14 protein-coding genes are annotated in these 17,234 nt (G+C 44.5%); 7 read left to right on the top strand and 7 right to left on the bottom strand.

The window, feature by feature from the left end; translation table 11 throughout:
* Nucleotides 1-11: 11 nt before the first annotated feature.
* Together nrdE and nrdI are read right to left on the bottom strand one after the other, a co-directional pair.
* Nucleotides 12-2,096 carry a class 1b ribonucleoside-diphosphate reductase subunit alpha gene (gene nrdE, locus EI981_RS18795; protein ID WP_127000750.1) on the bottom strand — a complete coding sequence of 695 codons (2,085 nt, stop codon included), beginning with the start codon at nt 2,094-2,096 and terminating at the stop codon, nt 12-14.
* On the bottom strand, nt 2,083-2,442 hold the full coding sequence (nrdI, locus tag EI981_RS18800; RefSeq protein ID WP_120460994.1) for a class Ib ribonucleoside-diphosphate reductase assembly flavoprotein NrdI: 360 nt from the start codon (nt 2,440-2,442) through the stop codon (nt 2,083-2,085). Before nrdI ends, nrdE begins: the two co-directional genes overlap by 14 nt.
* 358 nt (nt 2,443-2,800) lie before the next feature.
* Between nrdI and EI981_RS18805 the strand changes: the two genes are divergently transcribed.
* From EI981_RS18805 to wsfD, 3 genes are read left to right on the top strand one after another with little or no spacing between them, the layout of a single operon-like run.
* The gene (locus tag EI981_RS18805; protein WP_127000752.1) at nt 2,801-3,370 is read left to right on the top strand and encodes an RNA polymerase sigma factor; all 570 of its coding nucleotides are present in this window, start codon (nt 2,801-2,803) and stop codon (nt 3,368-3,370) included.
* The gene (locus tag EI981_RS18810) at nt 3,370-4,293 is read left to right on the top strand and encodes a hypothetical protein (protein WP_127000754.1); all 924 of its coding nucleotides are present in this window, start codon (nt 3,370-3,372) and stop codon (nt 4,291-4,293) included. The genes EI981_RS18805 and EI981_RS18810 overlap by 1 nt, the downstream gene beginning before the upstream one ends.
* An 18-nt stretch (nt 4,294-4,311) precedes the next feature.
* Nucleotides 4,312-5,745 carry a glycan biosynthesis hexose transferase WsfD gene (gene wsfD, locus EI981_RS18815; RefSeq protein ID WP_127000756.1) on the top strand — a complete coding sequence of 478 codons (1,434 nt, stop codon included), beginning with the start codon at nt 4,312-4,314 and terminating at the stop codon, nt 5,743-5,745.
* Between the two features lie 212 nt (nt 5,746-5,957).
* On the opposite strand, the gene EI981_RS18820 is transcribed toward wsfD, so the two are convergent.
* A complete protein-coding gene (locus EI981_RS18820; RefSeq protein WP_127000758.1) occupies nt 5,958-6,755 on the bottom strand; it encodes a DUF6033 family protein in 798 nt (265 codons plus the stop codon).
* Between the two features lie 133 nt (nt 6,756-6,888).
* Here EI981_RS18820 and EI981_RS18825 point away from each other — a divergent pair, with 133 nt between their 5' ends.
* Both EI981_RS18825 and EI981_RS18830 read left to right on the top strand, forming a co-directional pair.
* Nucleotides 6,889-7,350, top strand: coding sequence for a MarR family winged helix-turn-helix transcriptional regulator (locus EI981_RS18825; RefSeq protein WP_127000760.1), 462 nt, complete (start codon nt 6,889-6,891; stop codon nt 7,348-7,350).
* An 84-nt stretch (nt 7,351-7,434) separates the two neighbouring features.
* Nucleotides 7,435-8,835 carry an MFS transporter gene (locus EI981_RS18830; RefSeq protein ID WP_127000762.1) on the top strand — a complete coding sequence of 467 codons (1,401 nt, stop codon included), beginning with the start codon at nt 7,435-7,437 and terminating at the stop codon, nt 8,833-8,835.
* 104 nt (nt 8,836-8,939) lie between these two features.
* Here EI981_RS18830 and EI981_RS18835 read toward each other — a convergent pair whose 3' ends face one another.
* Nucleotides 8,940-9,782, bottom strand: coding sequence for an aldo/keto reductase (locus tag EI981_RS18835; RefSeq protein WP_127000764.1), 843 nt, complete (start codon nt 9,780-9,782; stop codon nt 8,940-8,942).
* A gap of 158 nt (nt 9,783-9,940) precedes the next feature.
* Entirely contained in the window at nt 9,941-11,143 is a 1,203-nt protein-coding gene (locus tag EI981_RS18840) for an MFS transporter (RefSeq protein ID WP_127000766.1), read from the bottom strand.
* Between the two features lie 175 nt (nt 11,144-11,318).
* On the opposite strand from EI981_RS18840, the gene EI981_RS18845 reads away from it, so the two are divergent.
* Nucleotides 11,319-11,744: a winged helix-turn-helix transcriptional regulator gene (locus EI981_RS18845; protein WP_127000768.1), complete on the top strand. Its 426-nt coding sequence runs from the start codon at nt 11,319-11,321 to the stop codon at nt 11,742-11,744.
* Between the two features lie 165 nt (nt 11,745-11,909).
* Here the strand turns inward: EI981_RS18845 and EI981_RS18850 are convergent, their stop codons facing one another.
* Together EI981_RS18850 and EI981_RS18855 are read right to left on the bottom strand one after the other, a co-directional pair.
* Nucleotides 11,910-14,081 (bottom strand): beta-glucosidase, encoded by a 2,172-nt coding sequence (locus EI981_RS18850; RefSeq protein WP_127000770.1) that lies wholly within the window; start codon nt 14,079-14,081, stop codon nt 11,910-11,912.
* A gap of 71 nt (nt 14,082-14,152) precedes the next feature.
* Nucleotides 14,153-15,496, bottom strand: coding sequence for an MFS transporter (locus EI981_RS18855; RefSeq protein WP_127000772.1), 1,344 nt, complete (start codon nt 15,494-15,496; stop codon nt 14,153-14,155).
* A gap of 116 nt (nt 15,497-15,612) precedes the next feature.
* On the opposite strand from EI981_RS18855, the gene EI981_RS18860 reads away from it, so the two are divergent.
* Entirely contained in the window at nt 15,613-16,857 is a 1,245-nt protein-coding gene (locus EI981_RS18860) for an AraC family transcriptional regulator (protein ID WP_127000774.1), read from the top strand.
* Nucleotides 16,858-17,234 lie beyond the last annotated feature (377 nt).

The following is a 17,234-nucleotide window of genomic DNA, read 5'->3' on the forward strand; positions in this document are numbered from 1 at the left end:
CTTCTTCTCTGTTACACCGAGCAGGTCAGGCATTCTTCCACAGACAGCTTCTTCGTCCGCGTATAATACAACGATTTCAGCCCTTTATGTGCGGCGTATAAATAATAGCGCGCCAATTGCCGAGTCGTCACATTGCTGTTCACATGCAGAACCGTCGAGATACCTTGGTCAATATGCGGTGCAATTTCCGCGATCAGATCGATGACCTTGAACTGATCCATTTGATAAGCCGATTTATAGAAGAACATATTTTCCGCGCTCAAGTACGGCATCGGGTAATAAGTTGTCGAATTCGCATAAGTACGAGTCTCGATTTGTTCCACGACAGGCATCACACTGGATGTCGCATTCTGAATATAGGAAATACTTGCGGTCGGCGCGATTGCCAACCTGTAGGCATGATATAGCCCATTCTTCATCACGGATTGTTGCAACTCTGCCCAATCCTCAGGAGATGGGATATACATACCTTCAAACAGTCCAGCCACCTTATCTGTGCGTGGACGGTAATCCGTATCCACATAACGACTGAAATACTCACCTGTCGCATATTCGGACTGCTCGAAACCGGCGAAAACTTCGCCCGTCTGTACAGCAATTTCCATACTTTTTTCCAGCGAATAATAATTCATCATCGCAAAGAAAGTGCGGGCAAAATCTTTTGCCTCTTCGCTCTCATATGCAATTTTGTTCTTGGCCAGGTATCCGTGCAAATTCATGACGCCAAGACCAACGGAATGCATCTCCCGGTTCGCCTTGGCAACGCCTGGAGCGTTCGATATGCTCGTCATGTCACTAACACCCGTCAAAGCTACCATACCTTCATGTACGGATTCACGGACCTTCTTCCGCTCCATCACGTTCACGATGTTCAATGAGGCAAGGTTACAGCTGATGTCGCGGCGGATCATATCCTCCTGGCCGTAATCCTTGATCTCCGATGTCTCCTGCAGTTGGAAAATTTCCGTACACAGGTTGGACATTTTGACCTGCCCGATATTTTTCAAGGCATGCTGGTTGTTCGCGTTGCTCTTGTTCATGATATATGGATAGCCGGATTCCAGCTGAACCATAGCGATCTTCGTCAGCATGTCCCGTGCGCTCATCAATTTCTTCTTCTTCACCCGGTCGTCAGCTAGCAGCTTGTCATACATTACGTCCAGATCCATATCATCCAGATGTGTTCCGTAAGCTTTGTATACACTATATGGACCGAACACATGAATCGGTTCGTTAGCCTTGGCCAGTTCATAGAAGCGGTTCGGTACAATCAAACCGATCGACAAAGTTTTCAAGCGGATCCGCTCATCGGCGTTGATCTTCTTGCTATCCAGAAACTCTGCGACATCCCAGCCGAAAATGTTGTAATACCCTGCGCCCGAGCCTTTACGCTGTCCCATCTGATCTGCGTAGGAGAAGGCATCCTCCATCAGCTTCAGCACCGGCATAATTCCTTTGGCTGCACCTTCCACGCCTTTGATCGCTTCGCCTCGTCCGCGTAGCTTCGACAGGTTAACTGCGACACCTCCGCCGATTTTGGACAACTGCATGCATGTATTTAGCACATAGTTGATTGAATTCAGCGAATCGTCCATTTCCAGTAGGAAGCAGGAGACCATCTCGCCGCGCCGGCTCTTGCCCGCATTCAGGAACGTTGGAGTGGCTGGCTGCAGCCGTTGCTCCATCATCGATCGTGCCAGCGTGCTGGCCGTATCTGCATTCCCTCGGCCAAGATGTAGTGCTACGATGGCTACCCGGTCGGGATAATTCTCCAAATACTTGGACTTGTCATTCGTCTTCAACGCATAGTCCGTATAAAATTTCGATGCCGCCATGTAAGACGGGAATTCAAATGGATAGCTATGGGTAATGGCAAATACTTGATCGACTTCATCAGCCGTATACCGTTCGTACACATTTTCATAATAGTCATGATCGATCATATACCGTACTTTATCGGCCGTAGTCGGGAAGGTCATCGTTCTACCCGCTACTTCCTTCATAAACTCAGCGACAGCTTCCAGGTCCTTCTCTAATTGGAAGAACCCGTTCTCATCACGCTGCATTAATTGATTGTTCAGTTCAATATGCCGCAACCCGGCTCACCTCCTGCTTGAAGTCTTCAGCATCCCTCTTCGTCCCGGACAGCTCAAATTTAGCCACAACTGGCACTTGGTAACGCTCGGAGATCAAATCCGCACTCTTCGCAAATCTCTCTCCCCAATTGCGGTTACCGCTGGCCGCCACGCCGAGCATCCGCCCATGATTATGTTCCAGAAATGCTGAGACTCTTGGTGGTATCTGACCGAACCCGGTCGTATATGTAATCAGCACAAACGGCTCCTCCAGCGTCATGCCCTCGTCAATTTGTACAGCAGGCAAGTCGAGCTTCTGAATGAACCGTTTTACATTCCCTGTTTTGGAATCATACGCAATTAACATCGATACACCCTCACTTCTTTTCTATGAATCTAGTGCTTTCCCCATTCCTATATATGTAGGGCAAAAGCTCTCGAATAAACAACATCTTGTTGCGCTAAATCAATTTACCATCTATATATAGTATTGTCAATCCGTACAAACGTCCCAAACCGACTGTGAAAAGTTATAGATTAGGAGAAAAAGCGCTTAATTCCCGCCTATATCCTGTCCCTCATCAGATCGCCTTTTTAATAAATAATTTTATTGAAGGTTTAACTGAGAAACAGCCGAATTCATATAAAAATCCAAGGTTCGGTCACAAAATAGATGTCGGCGCTGTTATAAGAGGTAAAGGGGACCCGAATGAAAGGAGTACACTATGGCATCAGATAATAACCACGAACCGTTAACCGAAGCGGAAATTGAGCGAATCATCACTCAGATTCAAGACGGACGGCAAGAGCCGTTCCGGCTCCTGGTCCAACAATATCAGCGCCGAATTCACGTATATTGCTGTCATATGCTGGGTCAACAGCAGGAAGCGGAGGATGCAGTGCAGGAAATTTTTATCAAGTGCTATCAGCATATAGGCCGTTACAGGAAGCAAGCCTCCTTCACCGCATGGCTGTACAGAATCTCCTATAATCACTGCATTAATTTGCTGAAAAAACGAAACGCCTGGTACAAGGTTTTTAGTTCCTATCGCCAGCAGCAGCTCCATGACGAATGCTCAGCCGATTATAACGCTAACGCTCTTGTCGCCGACGTGCTGGTCCAACTCTCTTCAGAGGACCGGAGCCTACTTCTGCTAAGGGTTGTAGATGAGCGTAGTTATGAGGAGATCGGTCAAATCATAGGTTGTAAGCCAGCCACTGCACGTAAAAAGTATGAACGAATCAAAAAAAAAGCTAAAGGCCACCCGGCCTTGGCAAATGGAGGGATACGCTAATGAAACCTAATGATTATTCTCCAGAGACAGGTACGATTAGCAAAATAAAAGCTTTAATCGACACGACATATATTCCGGAACGGGATTTCTCGGATAAGATCATGAAGCGGATTGATCAAATAGGAGGCCTCTCTCAGACTCCTCGTAAAGCCCCTGTTATTACCTTCAAAAAGGCAGTCATAGCCATTTGTCTCATCGGCCTTTTGAGCGGGTTTTCTTATGCGGCGAGCGAATGGTTGAATTTGCGGGATAAAGAGGGGAACACGGTCATGGAAGTCAAGAAAACGGATATGCAAATTCCCGCTTGGCAATCCAAAGTACTGGATGACGTCAGAAAGCAAATAATGCCGGGCGAATCTGCTATCGTCTACTTTGGAAGTAAGCAAGAAATCACAAATAAGACGACCGATCAGATTTTATGGACGACGTCACCTATTGAGTATCTCGACTACAGTACATTTCAGGATGCCATCCAAGGGCCACTTGCAAACAGCCGCCTTAACAGTCAAGTACTTGACGGCTACCACTTTGCAGCCGGCTACCTATACATGAATTATGAGCCACAAAGCCAGTCTGACAGCAGTCTGATCTTCGCCCGGACGGGGGACGGCAAGGACTATGCCTACGTTACGAGAAAGCCGGGAAGCGAAATCCAGTCGGTAGCATTGAAATATAAGAACGATAGACAAGAGATCAGCTACAGCGTAAACTTTTTAAGAGGCGTTGAAAAATCAAGGTTCTATGTCACCAGCCCGTCCAAGAATGAGGTTGTAGAAGTGAACGGCACAGAAGCCTATTATTACGATCATACCTTGAACTGGGTAGAAAAGAGCGCAGACGGTTTTCTGGAATACAACATCTCCGGCCCTGCAGCTACCAAAGAACAACTTGCTGTTTTTGCTCAAGCGATACTAGCTCATTAAGGAAGGATATCGTTACCCATGAAAAAGTTTCTTTCCGTCGAATGGCTTGCCGTGCTGGCAGGTATATGTATCATCGGATATATTCTATTCGCCAAGCCATTTATCGGAGTAGCGGACAATGGCGACTTTCTGCGAGTCATGGGGACCGCCGGACTGAATTACGGAGTCCCAGATGAGTCCTATGGTGACCGTTTTTTCGGATATGCGCACCAATACTTTGCGTATGATCATTTTTTTCAGCTGTTATATACTTCAACACAAATTATTGTTGTCGCCGTTGCCCGCTTGATTGGGTATGCTGTTCATCCGTCATCCTTCGATATACGCGTGCTTGGGGCTCTATACTCCCTGCTTCTGCTGGCGGCAACTTATATCATCGTTCGTCATAACAAATATAAATCTACCCTGGTGGGAGTCGTACTGACCGTTTGTCTACTGTTTATGTTCTACGATGTTGGCTACATCGCTTATTTCAATTCCCTGTATGGAGAACCGGTCTCGCTTGTATTTATGCTGCTGTCAACAGGGTTCGGCCTATGCCTGCTCAATCAGGAAAAACCTTCAAAACTTGTGCTTTGGCTGTTTTTTATTTCAGTGTTCTTCCTGACCGGCTCCAAAATCCAAAATGCTCCGGTCGGCATCTTGTTCGCGCTGCTCGGTCTGCGCTTTATGACACTACGTAATAATCTGAGCTGGCGCCGCCTAACGATCGGGCTGGCGGCTTCGATTTGTATCATTTCGGTTGTCATGTATACGGCCGCTCCTAAAGAGCTGAAGAATATCAATCTATATCAGACCGTCTTCTACGGAATTCTGAACGATTCTCCCGATGTCAAGGGAGATCTGGAAGAGCTCGGTCTGCCTGACCATTTATCCGTGTTAGCCGGTACGAACTATTTTCAGACGGATACGGCGATCAAGCAGGATGACCCCGCCATGAAGCCCGATTTCTATGACCGGGTTTCACATACGGATATTTTATTGTTTTATTTCAAGCACCCGGCCAGACTTATAGACAAAATGGAATATGCTGCAAATAACAGCATGAGCATCCGGCCTTATTATCTCGGCTCCTATTTGAAGCAGGAGAACCTGCCTTCAGGCACTCTCGCCTTAAGCTACAGCGGCTGGAGTCAATTCAAGAATACACATATGCCAAGATCGTTGCTCTCTATCGCCCTATTCTATGCAGCCTACTATGCTGCAGCGATATGGGAGTACATTCGCCGCCGGGACCGAAACAGCCGGATTCGGACGGAATTAATGATGCTGATCGGCCTTGCGGGAATTATCGGGTTCATGGTTCCCATCCTTGGCGATGGTCAGGCGGATATAGGCAAGCATCTATTCCTGTTTAACATCTGCTACGATATGATGCTTGTTGTTTCGGTTGTATGGTTGGTCTATCAGCTGGTCAATCTTCGAAGCCTACGGGCTTCTGTTGACCGTTAAAACAGTTTCATCGAGAAAAAAATAAGGGTAGTCCGCTGAAATGACTTCTGCGCGACTACCCTTTTGTTTATCTCTTAAAGTGCATCCAGAGTATGTTCGGATTAAAGAGAGCCACCTCAAACCGACTTATCCCTGATTACTTTAAATTTCCCTCTGTACAGAAATATTCCAAATTATTTGCGAGTAAATTACCTAAAAAAAACAACGAGGTTTTAATCCTCGTTGTTTCCTGATTTGCGCTTTTGATATAAGTCATATAGCCCATATGCGTAACTATAACCATATTCAAGTGTTGTCGTTTTTATTTGTTCTTGTAATGGCAATGAAGAAGTTAACGCCATGGTTTGCAATCCGCTTAATGGATTTTGTTTCTTCTTATCCTTTTTCGTTCCAAATTTTTCTTCGGAGTCATTTTCTTGCTTGGAAGGTCCATCACAGACGGTATGATGAAATCCTATCTCACCATCTTCTGTAATAGTGACCAATTGGGACATGCTTTTAACAGATTCTGGATCAATAGCCTCATTCAGTTTAATATCGTCTTCAAAGTACTTTTGAATCTTAGATACAATCTGTTTTGCATATTCCGGATCCTTGTCCATTTTCTCTTGAACAGTAGGGTGAATCATAACAACATGAAGTCCCTTTTGTATTTTTTCAAGATCACGTTGTACCCACGGTTCATAGCCAGTAGCCGTTTGTATCTGAGGTTTCCAAGCTCTTAATTCATGGATAGTACTTTTATCGATCCTGTCATCATAAAGCTTTGAAGTTGGAAAATCCAGCCGATTCCAGTATTTAAATTGAGAAGCATCCAGTACGTGATATTTCAGATCCGGATAAATTTCTTCCAGACTCTGCTCTGCGCTAACAAACGAAGTTGTTTTCTCTGGCTTTTCTGTTTTCTGTGTTGCGTTACTCCATATTTTTTGAAAATCAAGAACAGCCATCGAACTGGTATTATTGTTTTTGGAATAATTCAGCAATGCCGAAACATTCTGTACGTTCACTTATTTACCTCCTAATGAAATTTTTAGGTGCCACATTGAATTCTAGTCCATCGGGTGTATGCTGAAAAATATGATCTGCCCTGCTTGGTTAAATTGCTTGACAAACATTATGTTTAGAAACTAAACTATATACATGAAAAAAAATCCAACCCCACTAACCGAACATGAACAACAAGGTAGCCGTAATCTTGGCAGACTCATTATGCAGCTGCGCCGCCTTGAGCGTCAGCCTCATACGTTTGGCTCAGCCGGACCACTGACGCCTAGTGAAATCCATACTATAACCGCAATCGGCACCGAAGGTAATGTGCTTATGAGTGAACTTGCTAGTCGTCTGGGCATCACCAAGGGAGCGGTTACCCAGCTTATTGCCCGGCTGGAGGCCAAGGAACTGGTCGTCCGTTCACCGCATCCGTATGATGCCAGAGGGATCGTCCTTTCCCTTACAGCTTTGGGACAAGAAGCCAATGCAGCTCACGATAGGGTGCACCTGGATTTTTACAACCGGCTTCGTACCCAATTAAGCGCCCAGGAAATAGAGATATTCGAAAAATGCATCGACAAACTCAATCATTTTTTACAGCAGAATCATTAATTTTTTTTACCCATTTAGTTTAGTTACTAAACTAAATAAACTAACAATATTAACGAAATCTATACAAAGCAGGTGAGGAATTAAATGAATCGTTTTCTTATGATGACGGCGTTATGCCTAGGTGCTTTTGTTTCCCATTTTACGGCCGGTGTCATTAATGTATCGCTGCCGCAATTTGCCGACCTGTTTAATAGCGATTTGTCCGCTGTTCAATGGATTACAACCGGTTATTTGCTCGTAATCGCCTCCCTCCTCCCTTTCATGGGCAAACTGGGGGATCGCTACAGCCATCGAACGATTCATAATACCGGGTATGTCGTTTTCGCACTCAGCTCCATTTTGATCGCCTTCTCGCCTAATATCATGATTTTGCTGATCCTGCGGGCAGTGCAGGCCGTCGGAGCATCGATGTTCCAGGCGACGAATATTGCGATCATAGCCCTCTATTTGCCTAAAGAACAACGGGGGCGCGCCCTCGGTATCGTCAGCACAGCCGTTGCGCTGGGCGCCATGAGCGGCCCCGTCGCCGGCGGATTTATTGCTGAATGGCTTGACTGGCAGTGGCTTTTCCTGGTCCATGTTCCCGTAACCTTAATTGCTACTCTGCTCGCTTTTCGCTATATTCCCGCTCGCAGGAAGGATATATTGGCAGGACGGGAATCTGTAACCGGAAAAGTCCCGCTTGACCGCTTTGGTGCAATCCTGTTCATTATTTCGATTGCCTCCATTGTTTACGCCATCTCAGCCGCTCAGCTTGTAGGGTTCATCATTGCCATCGCAGGATTTACTGCTTTTCTGCTGTGGGAGCTGCGCCAATCGTCACCGTTTTTGCCGATCAGGCTGTTTCGCATTTTCTCACTCTCTGGCGGATTGATTATTAGCACCATGTCGTTCATGATGGCTAACACCGTTCTCGTAGCCCTGCCCTTTTATTTAACGGGTAAGGCAGGATTCTCACCTTTAATTTCTGGTTATATCATGGCCATTTATCCTATCCTGCTTGGGGTTGCTGGCCCCATTGCCGGGGGATGGTCTGATCGTTATGGGTCCAAGAGGCTAATGCTGCTCGGCATCCTTGGCATGGCCCTCTCCCTTCTCGTGCTGGCCCTTGTTCCGGACCAGACACAGGCCAACGTCCTTATGCTGCTTGGCTCGCTGAGCTTGCTCGGAATCGGGATGGGGTTATTGTCTGCGCCGAATAATAGCTTCATCATGCAGCATGCTCCCAAAGAACATACAGGTTCAATCGGAGGCATGATCGCTTTGACACGTAATTTGGGGATGGTTATAGGGGCAGCGCTAGGCCTTGGAGCAATGAAAAATGCAACGGCGGGCTCCGTGGATCAGGAGCATATTTCTCTGCTTGCAGCGCTGCGGCCGGTCCTCGGAGGTTATATCCTGATTACAGTATGCATACTGGTCATCCTAGGATTGAATCTTCTTCAAATGACACGCCGCCAACAGACAGTTGACCGTCAGCTCTAAGCCCGGGTTAGAGCTGAATAGTCTATTCTATTAACGTTTCAAAATTCCGACTATGTAAAAAAAGCCCATGAATCGTCTCAAAGACAAACTCATGGGCTAGTTCATTAGAAATCGAAGTTGTCCGGGTCAGGACCTACGCGGCGGTCTTCGTTAAGGCTATCGATCCGATCCATATCTTCAGGGGACAGTTCAAAATCAAACAAGGATGCATTCTCAACGATTCGGTTTTCTTTCGTTGATTTAGGAATAGTAATAACACCATGCTGTAGATCCCAACGAAGAATGACCTGTGCGATAGATTTGCCGTATTTGTCCGCAATCTCTTTCAGAAGAGGATGACCCAGCAGCTCTCCCTGCATCAATGGAGACCATGCCTCCAACTGAATGTTGTGCTTCTTCGTGAAGTCGCGCAGTTCTTTCTGGTTCAATAGTGGATGGAATTCAACTTGGTTGACCACAGGGATGATTTCCGCATCTTTCATTAAATCTTCAAGGTGATGAACTTGGAAGTTGCTGACGCCGATTGCTTTGACACGGCCATCTTTATACAGCTTCTCCAACGCTCTCCAAGCATCTTTATACTTGCCTGCTACTGGCCAGTGGATTAAATAGAGATCCAGATAGTCGAGGCCCAGCTTCTTAAGGCTTGTCTCATAGGCAGCAAGTGTCGATTCATAACCGAGGTCAGCGTTCCACACTTTCGAAGTAATGAAGAGGTCTTCCCTTTTCAGTCCGGTCTCTGCCAACGCCTCACGAATCCCCTGACCAACACTTGTCTCATTTGCGTATACCGCAGCGGTGTCGATACTCCGGTAGCCGTGTTTAACGGCAGCTTTCACCGCTTCGACGAGCTCGATTCCTTCCTCCACTTTAAAGACACCAAGGCCCATCCAAGGCATATCGATACCATTATTTAATCGTGTTCTACTTTGTACATTCTGAGTCATTGTAAATTCCTCCTAATTTTGTATATATATAAAAATTGATAATGAAATCACATGGTTCATTCGAATACATCTTGCCTATTCGGTTATCATAACCGAAAGTTATTGAACTTATTTGAATTAGATCCGATAGTTAGAAAGGCATGAGGGTTGTCCATAGATCAGTTTGCTCGAGCTGCGGACGCCATATCTTTTCGCTCTAAAGATCGGCTCCACAAGGTTAGCAGTACGGCGGCCGCGACCATGATCGATCCAATCCAGGCGGTATGAATCAGGCCAAGATGCTCAGTGACAATCCCACCCAGATAAGCACCAAGTGCGATACCTGCGTTGAAGGCGGCGATGTTAACCGATGAAGCGACGTCAACAGCTTTGGGTGCAAAACGTTCCGCTAACATCACGACATAGACCTGTAATCCTGGCACGTTCATAAAAGCCAGAAGTCCCATGCAGAAGATCGTGATTAGTCCGGCCACCTTAAATGGTGCCGTGAATGTGAGAAGAAGCAAAATGACCGCCTGAATCAAGAACATATACAGCAAAGCAGTTAATGGCTTGCGGTTGGCCGCTTTGCCTCCGATCACATTGCCGATGGCAATGGCGATGCCATAGAGCAGCAGAATCAGGGCTACGGTAGATTCTTTAAAACCGGTAACGTCATGTAGCAGCGGCGACAGGTAGGTAAAGACCACGAAGGTTCCTCCATACCCGAGCGCTGTAATGAGAAAGGCAAGCAGCAATCTGCCATTGGTAACAATTTTCACCTGGTCTCGGATCGGTGTTCGGACGCCTTTACGAAGATTGCTTGGGACCAGAATCAAATTGGCAATCAAAGCGATAATACCGACGATCACGATGGCTATGAATGCGGCTCTCCAGCCAAGCTGTTGGCCGATAAATGTCCCCAGTGGAACACCGGTGACGGTCGCCACCGTGAGACCTGAGAACATGATAGATATGGCACTTGCTCTGCGGTCCTCAGCAACTAAATCGGCTGCAATCGTAGACCCGATGGACATAAACACGCCATGGGACAAAGCAGATATGATGCGTGCTGTCAGCAGCATGCCGATCCCGGTGGATACTGCCGCTAGGCTGTTGCCAATAATAAACACTAGCATGATGCTGATTAGCAGAATCTTGCGCGGTACACCCGACGTGATAGAGGTCAGAATTGGTGCCCCAAAAGTGACGCCCAATGCATATAACGTAACGGTTAATCCTGCGAGGGTCACCGAAATGTGCAGGTCATTAGCGATCAGGGGTAGCAGCCCCACACTGATAAATTCAGTGGTACCAATCGCAAACGCGCTGATCGCTAAAGCTAACAAGGCAAAGGTTGCGCGTTTTTTATCTAAAGACATGATTTATTTCCACTCCTATATTTTTCTATAGATTTATTAACCTAACGATTAAGCTGCAGGATAGTAATACCGGCCGGTAAGTGTTATTATGTACCCATCGAAGTATTTTGAACAGTACGTACTTTTTAGTACTATAGGCACCAAAAAGTGCCCATGGATTTGAGGAGGCATCATTATGGAAAAAAAGAAATACAACATATCGGTTGAAGCTACGCTAGAGGTAATCGGAGGCAAATGGAAGTGCGTGATCCTATGCCATTTAACCCATGGCAAGAAGCGGACAAGTGATTTACGGAGGCTGATGCCGTCCATCACCCAAAAGATGCTTACACAGCAGCTCAGAGAGCTGGAGGATGATGGCATTGTAAACCGATTGATATATCATCAGGTCCCGCCCAAAGTGGAATATGAGCTGACTGAGTACGGCTGGAGCTTGAAACCGATTCTCGACTCGCTCTGCATGTGGGGAGAGACTCACATTATTAAAGAGTACGGTGACAAATTTGCTGTATTGGAAAATAACATTCTCAACAACAAGGACATCGGCCTCGCGACCGAAGTGGAGCAATCTGCAAAGGAAAAGGAGCCATCCTTACCCTAACCATAAAGAAGGGAATGCTACTATTGGAGGCTCGGTTTGTGGACGATCGATACATGGCAAATCCCCATGATGCAAAAAGCTCCTGAAACGTCTCAATGGACAATTTCAGGAGCTTATTCATTGTTATATTGGTGCGTCGACAGGGCTCAAACGTCCACGGGGGGTCTATGATATACTCAAATTAATATTCTCTCTCAGGAGTGCCTTTTCATCCGAGCTTGGACCCACAAGAAGCACATAGTTGGTATCCTCTAGCACCCATCTTGCTTCTTCTTCATTGTAATACTCCAGTTCTTTCAAAGCGATCGGAACGACAACCTCTTTGCTTTCTCCGGGGATTAGATGAACTCTTGTAAAGCCTTTTAATACTTTGATATGCCTTTCCACTTTGGAGTTAGGAACACTGACATAAACTTGCACAACTTCTTCACCAGCAACGTTCCCTGCATTTCTCACTTTAACCCCTACATTAACGGAATCGCCTTCCTTCTCGACGTTCAGATCGGAATATAAGTAATTCGTATAACTCAATCCGAAACCGAAAGGATAGGCTGGGGTATGCTTTTCCTTATCCAATTTACGATAGCCATGATAGAAATCGTAGTGCGCTTGGTGAGAAGAACTATCGAAAGGGTGTAAGTGACTTTCATCGGTTGGAATCACGAATGGCAGCTTGCCGCTGGGATTTACATCACCGAACAAAATTCGAGCAAGTGCATTACCGCCTTCCATGCCGGCATACCAACTGTACAGGATGGCTGGAACTTTAGCTTCCCATTCTTTAGTCATGATCATACTTCCGCAGACCAGAGATACTACCGTATTTTTATTGATCGAACCAATTTCATTAATTACTTGTATTTCTTCCTGCCTAAGAGATAAATTTTTTCGGTCTCCTCCTGGAGCAAACGATTCGTTAGACGTGTAGGAAGAGGAAGGAGTTTGTTTCATCATCTCTTTGAATGCTTCACTTTTCTCAAACATTCCTTGTTGCTCGTAACCTTTAGTGATAAAGTCAACGGCGTTTGTGGAATCCGGCATCACATATTCGCCTTCATCGTTATAATCGTTACCGACCACAATCACAACAGCATCTACGTCACTTGCTAGTGCTTTGGCCTTCTCCAACTCATTCTCATGACAATGGATAACTTCTACTTCGTCTTTAAAATAACTTTGAATTCCCTGTAGTGGGCTTACCGAATAAATTGGATTAATTCTGCTGCTACCATGGTCTCCGAGATTTTCTTTTACAGCCAATCTCCCGACCAATAAAATTTTCTTCATCTCCTTTTTATTAAATGGTAAAACCTGACCTTCATTCTTGATCAGTACCATCGACTTCTCGGCCGCTTCTCTCGCAAGTTCAGTGTGAGATTTGCAAGCAATTTTTTCTTTTGAATACGTGACCTTATCTGGTGTGCTTTCAAATGCAATAATGGTTCTGATTACACGAAGTGCAGCTTGATCAATATAGGTTTCGTCGACCTCTCCCGATTCCACCATTTTCAACAAACTCTCATTGTATTGGACTGGCATGGGCATTTCTACGTCCATTCCAGCTTCAATAGCTTTTTTCCCATCCCTGATCCCGAATATGAAATCGGATGAAGTAAATCCTTCAAACCCCCATTCATCGCGAAGGATCGTTGTTAACAGATATTTGCTTTCACATGCATGATCTCCCCTGAACTTGTTATACGAGCCCATTAGAGATGCCGCACCTGCATCCACACATTTCTTGAAATGTGGTAAATAAACTTCTCTAAGCGTGCGTTCCGACAAATTAACATCCACGTAGAATCGAGTATTCTCAATATTATTTACTGCATAATGTTTTACGCATGCCATCACATTATGATCTTGCACGCTTTCTGTTAGCGCTTTACCCATTTCTCCAAGTAGGAACGGATCTTCCCCGTAGGTCTCTTGGGCTCGGCCCCATGCAGGATGCATCAAGACATTAATACAGACACCGGCAAAATAGTTGGCACCGCCCGCTCTTGATTCTATACCAAAAACATCGCCGATACGGCGCTCCAATTCGGTATCAAAGGATGCCCCCCGAGCCATAGAAACCGGGAAACATGTCGATTGGCCCATAACAACACCCCTAGGACCGTCTGTAAAGGAAACGGGGCTAATGCCTAATCTCTCGTTCCCATTGGTTTTGATTGGAATTGGATTATACTGGTTCTCATACTGCACCCCGTTTTCAATTGGATCCCAATTTCCATTCAGCAGCCATACCTTTTCCTTTATGGACATCTCTTTTAATAAAGCATTTGCTTTCTCATGAATTTGTTGGTCTGTTAACGTTGATTGTTTATTAAACATGCTTTCTCTCCTTAGTTTTCTTCTTTCATGAACAAAGCGGCCAGCGCTTCACCGCTTCTTCTTCATTGGTTTTATTCCTGCATTTTTTTAATTTTTTCCAAGTCCGCAAGCACTCGAGGAAACTCTCTATCCAGTTTATAGAACAGGAGGATCCCAATCATGCAAAGACATAAAATTATCGGTAGATAGATGAACATAAACTGTATGGAAGCGATTGCCGATTCGTTTTGTTGAGCTTGACTACCCACGTACCCACCAACCGCAAGGATCCACCCTACCAAGCCAGCACCGATGCCGCTGCCTGCTTTAAGACCGAAACTGCCGCCGCTATAAATAAGACCCTCATTACGAATACCAGTCTTCCATTCGCCGTAATCAACCGTGTCTGCAAGCATGGCGAATAAGGTAGCAGACAATGGAACGAATCCGAAGGACTTAATGACGGTGCTGATGATCACGATAGCCAGCGATGTGGGATCGATAATGAGAACGCAGGAACCGATCATGGAAATGACCAGGCCTGCAATGGATACATTGCGTTTTCCAAACCGCTTAATGAACGGAGCAATAAGGAAAAAACCAATTAGAACCGGAACCATGCCTGCGAGGCCAAGCGTACCTACTAATTCAGCATCATTTAGTACATTTTGGGCATAGTAAATGCTTACCCCTGCATTTACGCCGCCGTTAATATAAAAAATGACCATAAGCAAAACGAGTTGCTTCCAATATTTATTACGGAACAGAGCTTTAAAACCTCTCTTTATATCTACCTCCTTTCGAACGACAGTCGGCTGAACACGCTCTTTCGTGCTCAAGAAACACACCAAGAACAGGATGACTGCTATGCCGGAAAAGAGGCCATAAGTAGTAGCCCATCCAGTATTTCCACCGCCGAATGTTTTCACTAACGGCATTGTCAGCATATTGACAATAATCGTCGCGACGACAGCGAAAAACATACGGAAGATATTCAAAACAGATCGGTCGTAGGGATCCTGCGTTATTCTCGAATTTAACACACCGTATGGAACATTAATTCCGGAATAAACAATATTAACAATAAGATAAGTACAATATGCGAATATTAATGAACCTGCCCCTCCCCAACCTGGATTAGTGAAAAGAAGGAAGCCCGCGATACCAAACGGAAATGCCATCCGTAATAGCCAAGGACGGGCTTTGCCGTAGCGACTCTTCGTCTTTTCGATCATCACCCCCACCCCAATATCTACGAACGCATCAAGTACACGAGCAACAAGCAGCAAAGTACCAACCGCAGCAGCCGTCAGACCCACCACATCCGTGTAGAAAAAAGTAAGAAACGTACTAGCTCCTGCCCAAATGAAGTTGCTCGCTAAGTCACCGACACCATAGCCAAGCTTTTCTTTGAAACTAATTTTAATCGTTTCCATTGCCTGCTCCCCCCGAAAATTCGAATGACAAATTGATTGTAAGGGGTTACAGTATTCAATAATAGGATTTTTCCGGTCTAAATTGTACTTATACTAAAAAATAAGGATATGATGTCATGGGATTAATGATTCACGAGGATGAACTTCTTTATGTGTGTGAAATGATGCATCATTATGCAAAAATGCCAATTTTCTCTATTGATCTCATTGGAGGAACTTTAACATCGTTAGTCTCCAATACAATTGAGAATCCTTTACAGGATAAATGGCTAGAGGATATGCTCCAACATTGTACAAAAAAGGATTTTGACTTCCCTATTACCGTTATTACGCTTAACAATGTCGAATACTATTTATGCATTCGAGCACGGGAGTCGATGATCAATGATCATATTTTGTTCCTTGGTCCTTGTGTATTTGATAAAATCACGAAGAATGTTATTTACGATTACATGATTAAGAACAAGGTACCTCGGCAGCTTGAAGAAAAACTGAGAAGCTATCTCCTGTCCCTTCCACTCTATAACAAATGGACTCTCTCTCGATTTGGTCAAATGTTTTATTATTTGTTGATGAGAGAACGAGTAGGACTTACGGACATTCAATATCTCACCCCATTCTCCAGCGACACTGAATCAGAGTTACAGCAACAAGTCGCAAATCAGAAAATAGAGGGATTTCTTCATCATGAAAATAAATATGAAAATATTATAAGACAACTCATTAAAGAAGGCCGTTTAGATGCTCTCGAAAAGTTGATGGCATCCGTGCCTGAACTACAAGGAAGCGGAACCGTCGCCAGAAACAACCCGGTTCGTAATGAAAAAAACCTCGCCATTGTATGCGTAACTCTTGCAAGCAGAGCTGCTATGGACGGAGGTTTAAATTCAGAAATAGCGTACACGTTAAGTGACATGTTCATTCAACAAATTGAGTCCGATACAAATTTTAATACTTTTGTTGAAACGATAAAGAAAGTGTTCAAGGAATATGCCAAACAGGTTATGCTAGCAAAGGAGCAACGATATTCCAAAGTAGTTATCAAGGTAGAACAATTTATTTACAACAATCTTTATCAAAAATTGAGTGTACAGGAAATTGCAAACAATGTTGGCCTGAGTGCTGATTATCTTTCCAAACAGTTTAAGAAAGATACCGGAATAACGATTGTTGATTATATACTTCAGGAGAAAATAAAAGAGGCGAAGAACTTAATAAACTACACTAATTTATCAATTTCGGAAATCTCGAATTACCTTCAATTTTATGATCAAAGTCATTTCATCCGGGTTTTCAAGCGTATTTGCGGCATAACTCCTAAACAATATAAGCTTCAAAATTTAAATTTAGATATCGGTTAGCCATTGCTTCTTAGGGGTCTATCTGAGCATCCTTACCGAGTTGATTGCCTGATTGATAAAAAGTTGAAATGTGAAATTGGCTGTGCTACAATGCTACTAATTAATCTAGGGAGATGATGAGAATAATGTAATTTCTTGCTTATTTACGAATGATAAAACAAAACTGTTTTATTCTTTGTTAAGTAAGAAAGTTACTTACTCTCTTTACTCAAATAAAGCATCCAATCCATTGGGTTAGATTTTAGTATTTGTTTATTTGAGCTACAAGGAAGGTAACTTTCTTTGTAGCTCTTTTATTTTTCTGAGGTTTTAAAGTGATAACATATCTATGAAGGAGAATGATTATGTCTCGTAAGAATATTACTATAACCCATGTT

The organism is Paenibacillus lutimineralis, from assembly GCF_003991425.1.
Classification (GTDB): Bacteria; Bacillota; Bacilli; order Paenibacillales; family Paenibacillaceae; genus Fontibacillus; species Fontibacillus lutimineralis.